The sequence below is a fragment of the Paenibacillus terrisolis genome (assembly GCF_056171975.1).
Map to the genome: position 1 here is coordinate 286,877 of NZ_JBKFGG010000001.1, position 13,487 is coordinate 300,363.

The 13,487-nt window shown below is 51.8% G+C and carries 10 protein-coding genes and 1 riboswitch; of the genes, 2 read left to right on the top strand and 8 right to left on the bottom strand.

Annotated features, from left to right (window positions below; all coding sequences use genetic code 11):
• Window positions 1–2: 2 nt before the first annotated feature.
• Window positions 3–157: riboswitch (FMN riboswitch) on the bottom strand.
• A 111-nt stretch (window positions 158–268) separates the two neighbouring features.
• Entirely contained in the window at window positions 269–1,555 is a 1,287-nt protein-coding gene (locus tag ACI48K_RS01350) for a glycosyl hydrolase family 18 protein (RefSeq protein ID WP_475025759.1), read from the bottom strand.
• An 84-nt stretch (window positions 1,556–1,639) separates the two neighbouring features.
• Window positions 1,640–2,401 carry an SDR family NAD(P)-dependent oxidoreductase gene (locus tag ACI48K_RS01355; RefSeq protein WP_475025760.1) on the bottom strand — a complete coding sequence of 254 codons (762 nt, stop codon included), beginning with the start codon at window positions 2,399–2,401 and terminating at the stop codon, window positions 1,640–1,642.
• A 454-nt stretch (window positions 2,402–2,855) separates the two neighbouring features.
• Here ACI48K_RS01355 and ACI48K_RS01360 point away from each other — a divergent pair, with 454 nt between their 5' ends.
• Window positions 2,856–3,788: a helix-turn-helix transcriptional regulator gene (locus ACI48K_RS01360; RefSeq protein ID WP_475025761.1), complete on the top strand. Its 933-nt coding sequence runs from the start codon at window positions 2,856–2,858 to the stop codon at window positions 3,786–3,788.
• 151 nt (window positions 3,789–3,939) lie between these two features.
• Here the strand turns inward: ACI48K_RS01360 and ACI48K_RS01365 are convergent, their stop codons facing one another.
• Both ACI48K_RS01365 and ACI48K_RS01370 read right to left on the bottom strand, forming a co-directional pair.
• Window positions 3,940–5,247 carry an S-layer homology domain-containing protein gene (locus tag ACI48K_RS01365; protein WP_475025762.1) on the bottom strand — a complete coding sequence of 436 codons (1,308 nt, stop codon included), beginning with the start codon at window positions 5,245–5,247 and terminating at the stop codon, window positions 3,940–3,942.
• Window positions 5,248–5,483: 236 nt separating this feature from the next.
• Window positions 5,484–5,822: an ArsR/SmtB family transcription factor gene (locus tag ACI48K_RS01370; RefSeq protein WP_475025763.1), complete on the bottom strand. Its 339-nt coding sequence runs from the start codon at window positions 5,820–5,822 to the stop codon at window positions 5,484–5,486.
• A gap of 138 nt (window positions 5,823–5,960) precedes the next feature.
• Between ACI48K_RS01370 and ACI48K_RS01375 the strand changes: the two genes are divergently transcribed.
• Window positions 5,961–7,361 carry an MFS transporter gene (locus ACI48K_RS01375; RefSeq protein ID WP_475025764.1) on the top strand — a complete coding sequence of 467 codons (1,401 nt, stop codon included), beginning with the start codon at window positions 5,961–5,963 and terminating at the stop codon, window positions 7,359–7,361.
• A gap of 706 nt (window positions 7,362–8,067) precedes the next feature.
• On the opposite strand, the gene ACI48K_RS01380 is transcribed toward ACI48K_RS01375, so the two are convergent.
• The 4 genes from ACI48K_RS01380 to ACI48K_RS01395 form a co-directional block, all read right to left on the bottom strand.
• Window positions 8,068–10,599: an ABC transporter permease gene (locus ACI48K_RS01380; RefSeq protein ID WP_475025766.1), complete on the bottom strand. Its 2,532-nt coding sequence runs from the start codon at window positions 10,597–10,599 to the stop codon at window positions 8,068–8,070.
• Between the two features lie 3 nt (window positions 10,600–10,602).
• Entirely contained in the window at window positions 10,603–11,361 is a 759-nt protein-coding gene (locus ACI48K_RS01385) for an ABC transporter ATP-binding protein (RefSeq protein WP_475025767.1), read from the bottom strand.
• 116 nt (window positions 11,362–11,477) lie between these two features.
• Window positions 11,478–12,509 carry a sensor histidine kinase gene (locus tag ACI48K_RS01390; RefSeq protein WP_475025768.1) on the bottom strand — a complete coding sequence of 344 codons (1,032 nt, stop codon included), beginning with the start codon at window positions 12,507–12,509 and terminating at the stop codon, window positions 11,478–11,480.
• Window positions 12,506–13,195: a response regulator transcription factor gene (locus ACI48K_RS01395; protein WP_475025769.1), complete on the bottom strand. Its 690-nt coding sequence runs from the start codon at window positions 13,193–13,195 to the stop codon at window positions 12,506–12,508. The genes ACI48K_RS01390 and ACI48K_RS01395 overlap by 4 nt, the downstream gene beginning before the upstream one ends.
• Between the last annotated feature and the right edge of the window lie 292 nt (window positions 13,196–13,487).

The window sequence follows — 13,487 nt, forward strand, 5'->3', positions numbered from 1 at the left end:
TGCTTGATCTCCTCCCATCCGGACTTTACCGTCGGCCCCGGAATCTCACCAGGTCAGTCGCACTCATGCCAATGAGGGCGAGTCGCGGGCTAGGCCGTTCCGAGAAGAACGAACCATTACCGCCGGTCAGGAATTTCACCTTACCCCGAAGATCCAATAATAATATGTTTTAAATTTTTAATTCTTAAGTTGTATTCAGAATACAATAACCGCTGTTCATACTCTGTTACAAAAATCACAAAGTATCGTTTCTTGCCGCGCTATCCGCTTAAGCCCGTTTTACAACATTGAAATTGTTCTCGATCAGCAGCCAGTTCTGAGGAAAGCTAAGTCCCAGCTTCCAATAGCTCATTCCGCGCAGCCCCAGTTCCTTGATCAGATTGAACTTGGCTTGAATCGAGCGGGCATCCTCAAACCAAACCTCATGCTGCTTTCCTTCGTCGTCGGTGTACCGGAAAAAAGGAGCCTGAGACCGATCGCTGTATTGGATCGCGACACCATGCTCCCCCGCGATCTCGATCGCGCGCTGCGGGCTGACCGCCCGGGCGACGGTTCCTTGAACAAACGGCAGCGTCCAGTCGTAGCCGTAAAGATTTTGCCCCATCATGATTTTAGAGGCGGGCATTTCCGTCAAAGCGTATTCGATTACATTCCGAACCGGGCCAATCGGCGATACAGCCTGAGCCGGCCCCCCGCTGTACCCCCATTCGTAGGTCATGATCACCACAAAATCGGCAATTTCCCCATGCGCCTTGTAATCGTGGGCTTCATACCATAACCCCTGTTGGGTTGCGCTGGTTTTGGGCGCAAGCGCCGTGGACATCAGCCAGCCCTGTTGTTCAAATCTGGCTTTGGCCTTGCGCAAAAAACGGTTGTAGGCTTCCCTGTCCGCCGGTCTTAAGAACTCGAAATCAAAATGAATATCCCTGAAGCCGTGTTCGTTGGCCGTAGCGACGATATTGTCCAGGAACTTATCCTGCACCGCGGTGACGTTAAGCAAAATCCGCCCCAGTTCATCGCTGAACCGGTCGTTTTCCTGATTCGTGATGACCATCATGAGCACGACGTTGTTAGCCCTAGCGATCGCCGGAAAATCGTTGAGCAGCGGCGCTTTCAGAGAGCCGTCCCGCTGCGCCTGAAAGCTGAACGGCGCCAAATAGGTCAAATGCGGCGCAGCCTCTCTCGCGCTGCTCTCTAAAGCGGGCGCCACCGTATTTCCCCGCGGCTCCACGTATGCGTTGAATTCGGCATCCGTTTTCGGCCGCGGCGGAATGTAGAGCCGAGAGCCCACCGACAACTGTTGATTCGCCGGTATTCCGTTGACCTCGGCCAACTGCTGATAGGTAATGTTGAATTTACGGGAAATCGACCAGAGCGTATCACCAGACTGCACCCAGTAGTAGCTCCCTACAATCGGAATCACCAGAGCTTGCCCAACAACTAACCGACTCGGATCCGGAATTTCATTGGCTTGCACGATATCGATAGCGGTCGTTCCAAACGCTTCGGCAATGCTGTCAACCGTTTGATTCTGCTGAACGACATGGATTTGCATCTTCTTCCCTCCCTCATAAAAGAATAGTCGCTAGAACTATCCTATGAGACGAAGGGTTTGGTATATTCCCTTATGCCTGCCGCGTCAGATCGCCGGCATGACGTTTCCGCCGCTGACCGGAACATATGCCCCGGTAATAAAGCTGGCCAAACCGGAGGCGAGGAATGCAACCACATTGGCGATCTCCTGGTCTTCCCCTCTGCGTTTCAGCGGTACTCCCGCAATATAAGCTTCGTCATTACGATTTTCGACGTCCCGATCCTGTTCGCTGAGGGTCCAGCCCGGCGCAACCTGGTTAACGGTAATCCCGTGCTCTCCGACTTCTTTGGCAAGCACGCGATAAATGCCGTCCATCCCCCGTTTGCCTGCCGTGTACGCCGATTGGGTCGGGAAATTCTGCATCGCGCATTCGGTATTGATTCCGATGAACCGGCCTTCTTTCTTGGCGATCATTCCCGGAATAAACGCTTTGGCCAGAAAAACGCTTTGCATCACACAGGATTCGAACTGGCTGACATAATCCTCGGGAGATTGCTCCAAGATCGACGTCCAGCTGTATTGCACGACTGCGTTGGCCACGACGATGTCCGGGTTGCCAAGCCCGGCGAGCACCTGCTCTTTCATGCTTTGGATCGACGCTTCCTTGGTAATATCGGCCTGAACGATCATGGCCGATCTGCCGGCCGCCTGAATCTCCTGCTGCAATTGCTGCGCCTTGGCCGCGTTGTTTATGTAATGAATGGCGATGTTCGCTCCGCACTCCGCCAGCGTACGTGCCATTACTCGGCCAAGCTGGCCGGTGGCGCCGGTGATTAATGCCGTTTTTCCCGTCAAATCCATGTTCATGGTGTGATCCGTCCTCTCTAAAGTGGGAATACAATGCGTTGAAACGATTATGCCGGATGGGGGCAGCCGTGTGAAATGCTTTTCCGATCGCTGTTGTTCCAGGGTCACAAAGGCGAACGCTTCGCTTCTGCCAGAGCATTTCACCCTTTTGCCCAAAACCCTTACATTTCTAAGTCCAATACACAGCTTCATCCCCCATTCTATAGCTGCGGCGGAGCTTTGTAAAAGAAAAAAGGCCGGCGAGAAATTTTGAACTGTGACCCGTAAGATGGACACTTTGAAAAAAGTGACCCTCTTGCGGGTCATTTGTGTTTTAATCAAGCTATCGAGATTAAAGCGAGGTAAGAAGCATGAGGAAATTGGGATACCGGTGAAGAAAATAAGAACTCCGCATTTCAGGTCAAGAAAAACCACCCGATTTCCCTGATAATTGGTTGAGAGGAGGTGAGATACGATGAGCGAAGAAAAAGATGATATTTCTTTGGCTGTGGAGAAGATGCAGGCATATATCGCCGTGCACCTGCAAGATCCCATCGCCGCAAGCGAAGTCGCCAAAGTGTCGGGGTATTCACAATACCACGCGGCACGGTTTTTCAAAGAGAAAACAGGGTTATCCCCTTTCGAGTATGTTCGCCGCGAGCGCCTGGTTCAATCAGCATACGCTTTACGGAACGGAAATCCGAAAGTGCTTGATATTGCGCTGGATTTTGTTTTTGACAGTCATGAGGGCTTTACCCGGGCGTTTTCAAACGCGTTCGGTATCACGCCGAAGAAGTATGCAAATCATCCTGTCCCAAATGGTTGGATGATTCCTTATCGTTATCTTGACCGCCAAAAATCAAAATCGGAGGGATCAGATCAGATGGAGCAAACAGCGATTATTTTCACACAAATTGTGGAACGCCCCGCACGCAAGCTCATCCTGCGACGAAGCAAAAAGGCCGACGATTATTTTTCCTATTGCGAAGAAGTAGGTTGCGGGGACAACAATATGTCTACACCGTGGGATATTCTTAGCAGAATCAAGGAGGCTCTTTATGAGCCGGTCGGCATTTGGCTGCCTTCGAATATGCGCCTCTCTGGAACGGGAATTTACGCCCATGGAGTGGAGGTTGCCTTTGATTACTCAGGCGAAATACCAAACGGATTTGATGTTATAAACCTTGAGCCTTGCAAGCTGTTAGTGTTTCAAGGCGAGCCGTATGACGATGAGCGTTTTCAGGAAGCGGTTGGTCTTTGCACGGGGCGTATTGATAAGTTTAATCCTGTAATCTACGGGTATGAGTACGCACAGGAGCTCGCGCCGAGAATGCAGCTTGCGCCGATGGGCTGGCGCGGGTACATTGAGATGCGTCCAATCAGGAGTATGAAGCAAATACAAAAGTAACAGACTACTGTCACTTATGAGTAATAAGCCAAAAAAAGAGAGGCGCTGCTTTGCAGCTTTACCTCTCTTTTCGCTTTTCCGTATCGGTCCTTAGCTCCGGCTCATAATCAAACCATCCATGAAGTACGGCGAGAGTCGACGATTAACGCGTTTATTTCTTGACCGCGATAGAAAAGACGACGGTTTTTGCGGCGTTGTCGACCATGACGTTTAGCGTGTAGTCGCCGATGGTCGCCTGCTTGTCCGCAAGCGGCCTTCCGGCTTCCACTTCGGTGCAGACCGCCGTAAACCAGCGGTTAAACGCCATCGCATCATACGTAAACAGCTGGTTGGCGAACAAATGGATCGACTCCTGATTTCGGGCGATCGTTCCCTCGCGGAGCCGGACGGTAATACCGTAGGTGTTATACGTCGGATCCAGCCAAATCGCCGCCTCTTCGGTGGAGGCTCCGCTTGCGGAGCTGCCCTGGCTGTCGCTCTCTTGAACGGCTTTTTTCTCCTTCTCGTCCTTGAAGAGACGGAGCGTCGTGTCCAGCAAATCGTAATTGGTGCCCCGCAGTTTTCCCGCTTGAATCAGCGTATCATAGGCATCCCACATCTGCTTGTCCGGGAAAGCGACGATTTTCTGCTTGCCGCCCGCCGTTGGTACCAACCGCTGCAGCTTATCGGCTTCGGGCTTCACGGCAATCCGCTTCGTCTTGTCGGTCAAACGGTTCAAAATCACCAGTGCCTCCGCCCGGGTAACATATTCGCCCACCCCGAATTTGCCGTTAGGATAACCCTCCATGATGCCCTTGATTAGCGCTTCCGCAATAAATTTCTGCTGTCGTTCGTTTGCGCTTGTCAGATCGCCATAGGATTTCGCAACGGACAGGCTGAACTGCTCATCTTCCAGAAACTCGGTTTCCTGAAGAGTGTAATACACCACCTCCGCCACATTCTCGCGGGTCATGTCGGTCTGAAAGTCGCTGTAGCGGCTTTTGTTCAGAAAATTCAAATCGCTGGCCACATCGATATAAGGCTTCGCCCAGTACCCTGTCAGCAGCGGTTTGAAATCGAAATAACGGTAATCCTGTTTCAGGATCGTCCGGTTCTCTTCCGTCAACGAATCCAGAAAAGAGGCGCGCCAGCTTCTTTCTCCGTCCGGATGCATATCGCTGTAAGACAAAATCAGCATTTTGATGAACTGGTCTACTTTCACGGGATCGTCCGGGTGAAAAGAACCATCCGGATATCCGTCCAAAATTCCCTGCTTCACCATGGCGTCAATGGCCTTTTCCGCCCAATATCCGCTTTTGATGTCCTTAAATGTGCCCGTTCCGTTTTGCGCCGTCTTACCCGGCACAGCGGCATATGCAGGGACGGCCGCCGATGTCCCGCCGATCAAACCGACCAGCAGGCAAAACGGCAGCACGACCCTGAATTTCCACGATCTTATGCTTCCTGTTCCCTGTTCCATCCTTCGGGGACCTCCTGAATTATGTATGTAGGCCGGCAAAATCAACGGAAATCGCCAGCCATTAATCAGAAAACCATAATTCGGGACGGTTGTGAATAGGCCAAACGGCCGCCGGAAATCAGGCACATATTCGCTGGTTCGGCTAAATATAACGAACCAAATTCTTCGCTTATTTTAAATAAGGGTTTGCCCCGGTTAGTCGAACGGTAGCAAACCCTTATACCTAATCATTCTAATTATTCTTGTACGCTAGTCTCAGCGGTTCGGTTTGCGTTTTCGTAAGCCTGCAGGATCGAATTGAGCAGTCCGGGGAAACGGTATTCCAAATCTTCCTCACGGATCGACATGATCCGCTGCGTTCCTTGACTGCGCGTATGAACGACTCCCGCCTCGCGAAGCGTTCGTCCATGGTGGGACAAAGTTGATTTGGCGACCGGCACGTCGAAGCAGTTGCACGGCTGTTCGCCTTTTTGGCGGATCTCGGCGACAATGCTTAACCGGATCGGATCGCTTAACGCGTACAGCACCGAAGACAGCTGGATCTCCTCGCGATCCGGATGATACAGCACTTTCATCGGAAAGACTCCTTTATCAAAAATTTTAATTACATTTGCTGGTTCCCTAATTGCATTTTAAACGAACTCATGCTATATTTCAATCGTTCGATGATATTCGAACAATAGAACAAACAAATAAAAGAGTGGGTGAAACGCATGACTACTGTATCAACAACCGAATCTTCCGCAGCCGGGAATACCGATACCGCGCTGAAAAGCGAGGGGCTGCTGACTCTATTGCTTGGGCTCGCCGTCGTGCTGGTCATCATGAATACGGCGATGTTTAATTTAGCCTTGCCCGATGTAACGAAAACCTTTGGCCTTTCGGCTTCCGTCACATCACTGATCGTCACCGGCTATTCCATTATGTTCGCCATCTCTTCCATTACCTTTAGCCGGCTATCGGATTTTCTGCCTCTGAGACGGCTGTTGATCATCGGACTCACAACGCTTGGGCTGGCCGCCATAGCCGGGCTGTTCAGCAACAGCTTTTGGTTCTTGCTCGCTGTCCGCGTTGTTCAGGCCTCCGGCGCCGGGGCGATCGTCTCGCTATCGCTGGTGCTGCTAACCCGGTATGTTCCGGTTAAACGCCGCGGCAAGGCGATGTCCTTGATTATGTCGGCCGTTTCGCTTGGCCTTGGTTTGGGTCCCGTTGCAGGCGGAGCCATTGTCGAGTACTGGGGCTGGAGGTACCTGTTTATCGTTACCGCGCTCGCCCTCGCGCTAATCCCGTTTTTGCTTCTATTGGTGCCAAAAGAGAAAACGGTACGCGGCGCATTCGATATTCCCGGCGCCATATTCATCGCGGTGGGAACAACCGGGTTGCTGCTGTTCTTAACGGAGAGCTCCTGGATTGCGCTTGTTTTCGGCGCGGTTGCGCTCACGCTGTTCATTTTGCGCATCCGCAGCACGCCTGAGCCTTTCGTGTCGCCCGCCTTATTCGGCAACAGCTCATATTTAACCCTTGCGCTTGTCGGGATCGCATCGTATTTGTGCAGCTTCGCCACTTTGTTCCTGCTGCCGCAAATCCTTGTGCACCGTTTTAATCTCAGCGCGAGCCATGCCGGATTCATCATCTTCCCGGGCTCCATGCTGGCCATGGTCGCTTCCCGCAAGGTCGGCTCGATCATCGACCGGCACGGCAACGGCGCAATTCTCAGATATGTGCCTCTGCTGGTGCTGAGCTCAATGATTCTGTTCGCGCTGTTCAGCGGTCAATCCTGGCTCGCCATCCTGTTCATTTACCTGCTGATGAGCCTCGGCTTCACCATGCTGTCCAGCAGCGTATCCAACGAAATATCGCGCATTCTTCCCGCTTCCCAGGTCGGTTCGGGGATGGGTCTGTATCAGCTGCTGCAGTTTTTCAGCGGCGCCTTCAGCGTTGCCATGGCGTCCAGCGCTATGGCTTGGCAGCACGGTTTGTCGCTGTCAGCCGCCTATTCCAACATTTTTTGGGCTCTTATGGTCATGGCGCTGCTTGCCATCGGGTCATCGTATGTATACCTGCGCAGCATTTCCGGAGCGGGGCAAAAGAACCCCGGCTCCCTTGAAGCCTGATTGGAACCTCAACCGCCTGTCAACATAGCATAAAACCAAACGAAGGTGTCCCAAATGTCATCGATGACGGTCTTTGGGACACCTTCTAAAACTTATCATGACAATAGAGTACCGGATCGACTTCGAGGTTTGCGTTTAAAACAGATGGTCTGCTCTGGTCACGGCGTCTCCCCAAACACCATATCCCACCGACACTTAAAAATAACGTTCTTTTATGGACTTATTTCCACTGGGAGGCCTCGTTCTGAGCGAATAGCGCCGTTTTGTGGCCTTATTTCTTCAGAAGAGCTCCCTTTTCCCTCAGTTTTGGAGGTTTTGCCGAAAATAGGAGCATTTTGTACCGCTATTTTCAGGAAAATATAGTCTCTGAGTGAAATAAGGCCATTTTGTACCGCTATTCGAAAAATCATTCGTGAAATCGCCGTTTGCCGTTAGTGTTGTTTCCGGATCAAGCCGTGATCGCACGCGGACCCATGCGCCGTGCATCAAGGGCAACCGGAGCTTGCAGCGTTTTTTGACTTCGATACTTGCCGAAAAAAAAGAATGGCTTTCGCTTACCCGGCGCCTACCGGCGATTTGCTCAAAAAGCGGCAATAGACCCCATAGAAAAATGGATGGTGCAGGGCTGACCTTTTCAGTTAACCGAGCGGTTCGTCAAATGAGCCCATTTACTTTTGGGACAGCCTTGCTATTGTTATTCAGCAGCTTATTCGGCTTCGCGAAGCCTTTCCACGATTGTGGCTTGGGACAACCACCGGTATGCCGCAAGCGTGACGATCAGCGAGATGGACGCAAGGACCAGGACGGACGCCGCAATCGGCAGCACGCTCATATGGAAGGATGCAAACGCAATGTTTACGGCGATCCCTTTGGCTACAAGATACGTCAAGGCCAAACCTGCCGTGCCGACGATCAGCCCCGTAAAGAAGACGCTGTAAAGGCCTTCGAATATGAGCATTTTCTTAAGCTGCCGTTTGGTCATCCCGATGCTTTCCAGAACGGCAAATTCATTCCGGCGGGAGATCATCCCGGTAATTACCGTGTTCGCATAATTCAGAACGCCGATCAAAGCGATGACGAAGCTAAGCCCGTAACCTAATGTTTGGAAAATCCGGATGAATCCTTGCATCTCTTTTTTGTAATCCTCCCGCGATTTGACGGTCAAATTTGGACTTCCGGAAGCAATGGATTTTACCGCTTGTCCCACCTCGCTCATTTTGTCCGGATCGACATGCAGAGTCGAAGACAAAATAATAGGAGCCTTCTTCACCGAGTTTCTAAATTCGCCCGCCGGCATGAACACCTTGAACCCGCCCGTATTGTAAAATTGAGTTCCTGCCGCATAAAGCGCATCCGAGTTAAGCACCGCCATGACTTCATAGCTCTTCTTCATTCCGTCCGGCTGAATCCGGTCGCCAGGCCGATAATAACTGGTATACCGATCCGAATCCAACAATACCTGTGTTATTAACACGTAGCCCCCCTGATCGAACTTTTCCCGGTCAAAAGTGCCTGCAACGATATCGCTCGGCTGAATCACATCGTACCAGCCGCGGTCGATGCCATGAAGCTGCAAAGGAGCCGCTCCGTCTTTCAGAAGCATCGAAATGATCGGCATCTTCGGATCCTCGCCCGCAGCAAGCGGTTCAAGTATATTTCTAATTGTGTCGTTCATGTTGAGCAAATCCGTTGCATAATACACATTATCCAAGCTGGTAACCCCTTTGATTCGGCTCAGAGTTTCACAGACGGCTTCTGTAAGTGAGGTCTCGCTGGAATCGGGGATATATATTTGACCGCCGCTGCCTATGTTCTCCTTCACCATAAAATCTCCGGAAATAAACGCGTTCAAATATTTATTGATACTGAACGAGGAAATCACGGTATAAATCACGCTGAACAAAATAATGCTTAAAGACAAGGAAGCCAGCATCAGGTACATCTTCTTTTTGTGGCGCAGAAGATTCCCGAAGGACATTTTGGACAATCTTGCTCCGTTTACGGATCGTTTGATTTTCCGTCCTGCGCCTCCTCGGACTCCGGAAAACTTTACCGCCTCGACCGGAGAGATTCGGGCTGCGGTTCTTCCCGGCTTGCTCGCGGCAATGCGTACTGTTATATAAGAGAACACGGCGGCTCCGAGAAAAATATACGGGCTTAAGGAATAGGACGCCTCGGTTTCATCCGCTCCGAATGACAGAATCATCGGCAGCAGCCAGCAGCCGATCCCGTAACCCAAGATGAGGCCGATGGGGAGACCTGCCGCATACAGCCGGTTTGCCTGAATGGTAATGATTTTCTTAAGCTGCCTTGGTGTGGTCCCCATGGTTTTCAGAAGACCGTAAAACTTGATATCGCGAACCACTGAGATATGAAAAATATTGTAGATCAGCAAATATCCGCTCAGCATGATGATCAGAATCAAGACGACAAAGGGAAGAAAATTCGTCAGATTATCGCTCAGCGATACACTGGTATAAGCCCAATTCACCCCGTATTCGGCGTCGAGCCCGGTATCGGAAAGGATCTTTTGAAGTTTCTTCTCTATTCCCCAGGAGTTACTGAACATCACGTCCAGCCTAATCGTGTTGGCGTAACTGCCGTCCAGCTTCGATCGCTCCGGGTCGATCTGCGAAACGTATCGTTTCACAAAAGGCTCCGAGACAAAAGCCAAGCCCGCCATCGCCACATACTGATCGGCCTTAAAGTATCCCGTCAATACGAAGTCTTTGGTTACTTTCTGGCCATCAATATCCATGTCCAGCTTCACCTTGGCTCCTATTTGGTGAGGCACGCCAAGCATATCCAGCTCCCAGGTGTTCATCGCGATCCCGTTTTCTTCCGTCGGCAAGCCGCCTGCGTCAAATTGAATAAAGCTGTGCTTGGCGATATTTTTGTCGATATGGTCAATCTCCACCCGGGTTTTGCGGAAAGCGTCGTTGGTCGCCACGCCCACCGCCAGGGATTCGCCATATTCCTTGACAAGCGGATGCTTCTTCAGTTGGTCGGCTTGCTCGGCACTCAAATACTTGAAGCTGCCGTGAAAATCGTCGCCTGCGGTTTTCATTTGGGCAAGCTGTGTGGATTGGTTGATGCTGAAAGCCATCGTAAATATCGAGGTGATGAGCAGCGTCGTCAGGACAACGGCGCTTACGATCATGAGATTGCGCGGCCGATTTGCTCTCAGGCTTTTTCCGGCGATACGGGCGACGGTTTTTCGATTGTTTGTTGAGATCATGGCCTACCTCCCGGCGGTTCCGATGCTGCCGGAGCTTGAGAGACTGCCCGGAACATCAGCGGTTTGCGCGTTCCCGGATGCGCTGGCGGAGCCCGTTCCGTTCACGATCCTGCCGTCTTCGATCCGAATGATCCGGTCCGCCGTCAGGGCGATTTCCTCGTTATGCGTAATCATCACCATCGTCTGGCCAAATCTCTCGCTCATCTGCTTCATCAAGATCAGCACTTCCTGGCTTGTTTTGCTGTCCAGGTTCCCGGTGGGCTCATCCGCCAGCACGATCGAAGGCTTGGTGGCCAGGGCTCTGGCAATCGCCACCCGCTGCTGCTGTCCGCCGGATAAATTCGCCGGCAGATTGTTCACCTTATCGCTAAGTCCCAGCGCCGCGATGACCTGATCCACGTAAGCTTTGTCTACGCTGGCACCGTCCAGTTCGATGGGCAGTACGATATTTTCGTAAACGTTCAGAATCGGAATCAGATTATAGCTTTGAAAGACGAACCCGACCGACCTGCGTCGGAAAATGGTCAATTTCTCGTCATCCATGCCGAAAATATCGTTGCCGTCCACATACACCTTGCCCTCCGTGGCCCGGTCGAGTCCGCCAAGCATATGCAGCAGCGTGCTTTTTCCGCTTCCGCTCGTGCCAACGATGGCAACGAACTCGCCTTTTTCCACGCTCAGCGATATGCCGTCCAGCGCCTTGACGACGGTGTCGCCATGGCCGTAATATTTCCTCAAATGTTCGATTTGCAAAATTGACATACCCCTAAAAGCCTCCCAAATGAAAAAGTCTGTACCTCTTTCATTGTACAGACCTTAGTGTAGCAGCCCAATCTGACATCCCCGTGTCCGAAAAATAACGGTATTGACACATTTCCTCACATGACCGGCAAAAATACGGAAAACACCGAACCTTCACCGATTTTAGAGTTCACCTTGATGTACCCGCCCTGGGCGGCAACAATCTCCCGGGCCAAAAACAAGCCAATGCCGACCCCTTCGTATTTCGCCGCGCGTTGACTCCGATAAAACCGTTTGAAGATGTAATTCCACTCCGCTTCCCCGATCCCGATGCCCGCATCGGTCACATCAACGCGAACGAACATCTCTCCCGCCTGAGCCGAAACGCGGACGCTACCGCCGGGATCGCTATACTTCACCGCGTTTTCCAACAGGTTAAAAAATACCTCGGCCGTCCACTTCGGGTCATGTTTCGCGGAGATGCCCGAGTCGCAAGAAATCTCGATACCGATGCCCTTCCGGTCGGCTTCCGCGAAAACCTGCGAGACCGCTTGCGTAACCGTCCCGATCACTGGAGAAGGCAAAGGCTCCAGCGAGATGATCCCCGTTTCCAGCCGCGACATTTTGACCAAAGAGCCGATCAGCCAGTCCAGCTTCGCTGAATGGGACTTAATATGGGCCGCGTAGTCTCGGGCTGTCTCGTCCAAATCCGGAATTTCCTCCAGCAGTTCGCTGTACAACGAAATGCCGGAAAGCGGCGTTTTCGTCTGATGAGATATGTCCGAGATCAGCGACTTGATTTTACCGCGGTCCATCTCCATTTGCCGCTCGCGCGTTTGGGCCAGATCGACATAGCGAAATACCTTGTTCTCCAGCGCGGAAAGATTCGTCTCCGCATAGCCGGTCATGCGCTGCCGTCCCGCCATTGCCGCATCAACGATATCGTCCACGGCGCGGATGACACTGGATACCTTCGCTTTCAGCGTCCAGATAAAAGCTCCGCCCAGTATAAGCAGCGAGGCGCCCAAGGCAAAAGCAAGCATGACCAACATAGAGCCGTTCGCTTCGGACAAAAACCAGGCTGCTGCTGCGAATCCGCCAATCAGCAGGCACAAGAGCGCGCCGTAAACGGCATAAATTCGATTCAATCTGAATTCGTCGTTTTTCATCGCTTTGCTCCGTCTTCCTCCCAAACGTAACCCAAGCCATAGACGGTTTTGATGAATCCTGGCTTGGAGGGGTCATCCTCAATTTTGGCGCGCAGTCTCTTAATGGTCACGGTCAGGGCGTTCTCGTCGACAAACTCGGCATCCTGCAGCCATACGGCCTGCAGCAATTGATCCCGCGACAAAATTTGCCCCCGGTTCGTCACCAGCGTTTTGAGCAATTTTTGCTCGGTTCGGCTCAGCGTAATGTTCCGGCCCTGCTTGCGAAATTCCATTTTGCCGAAATCAAACGCCAGCGGGCCGATAATCCGCTTGTCCTCCAGATGAGACTCGCTGCGGCGCAGCACGGCCATCACCCGGGAACGCAGCACCATCAAGCTGAACGGCTTGGTGATGTAATCATCTCCTCCCAGCTCGAAGCCCGTGACAATATCCGACTCCATGTCATTGGCCGTCAGAAAAATGACCGGCACCCGGGAGACACGCCTGATTTTCTCGCAAAAGTCGAGACCGCTCCCGTCCGGAAGGTTTACGTCAAGCACGATCAAATCGACATCCCCCGCGGCAAACCGCTCCTCCGCGGCGGCCATATCATAAGCCTGCTCCATTTTGATCCCGTCCTGGGCCAGCGTAAGAGCAATGCCTTTATTGAGGCTTATATCATCTTCAACAATAAGAATGGTAGTCATGATGGCGCAGCCAACCTTCTTTCCGACCTGTAATCGGGATAATTATACACAATTGGGAAGGAAATAGAGTAGGAAATAAGTTGGACTTAAATAAGTTTGAACTTTATGATCGCCTGTGCAGGCAGCCGTGTGAAATGCTCTTCCGATCGCTGTTGTTCCCTGATTTCTTTGATTAAGTAAATTCAAATAGGGTAGAAATCCGGTCACAAAGGCGAGCGCTTCGCTTCTGCCAGAGCATTTCACACTCTTGCCGAGTGGGCTTTCTTTAGTCCAACTTATTTAGAAGAGTGAT

What these genes read in the sequence shown, in the direction of transcription:
- ACI48K_RS01350 (WP_475025759.1), bottom strand. Translation starts at nt 1,555, where the DNA reads ATGCAAATCCATGTCGTTCAGCAGAATCAAACGGTTGACAGCATTGCC.
- ACI48K_RS01355 (WP_475025760.1), bottom strand. Translation starts at nt 2,401, where the DNA reads ATGAACATGGATTTGACGGGAAAAACGGCATTAATCACCGGCGCCACC.
- ACI48K_RS01360 (WP_475025761.1), top strand. Translation starts at nt 2,856, where the DNA reads ATGAGCGAAGAAAAAGATGATATTTCTTTGGCTGTGGAGAAGATGCAG.
- ACI48K_RS01365 (WP_475025762.1), bottom strand. Translation starts at nt 5,247, where the DNA reads ATGGAACAGGGAACAGGAAGCATAAGATCGTGGAAATTCAGGGTCGTG.
- ACI48K_RS01370 (WP_475025763.1), bottom strand. Translation starts at nt 5,822, where the DNA reads ATGAAAGTGCTGTATCATCCGGATCGCGAGGAGATCCAGCTGTCTTCG.
- ACI48K_RS01375 (WP_475025764.1), top strand. Translation starts at nt 5,961, where the DNA reads ATGACTACTGTATCAACAACCGAATCTTCCGCAGCCGGGAATACCGAT.
- ACI48K_RS01380 (WP_475025766.1), bottom strand. Translation starts at nt 10,599, where the DNA reads ATGATCTCAACAAACAATCGAAAAACCGTCGCCCGTATCGCCGGAAAA.
- ACI48K_RS01385 (WP_475025767.1), bottom strand. Translation starts at nt 11,361, where the DNA reads ATGTCAATTTTGCAAATCGAACATTTGAGGAAATATTACGGCCATGGC.
- ACI48K_RS01390 (WP_475025768.1), bottom strand. Translation starts at nt 12,509, where the DNA reads ATGAAAAACGACGAATTCAGATTGAATCGAATTTATGCCGTTTACGGC.
- ACI48K_RS01395 (WP_475025769.1), bottom strand. Translation starts at nt 13,195, where the DNA reads ATGACTACCATTCTTATTGTTGAAGATGATATAAGCCTCAATAAAGGC.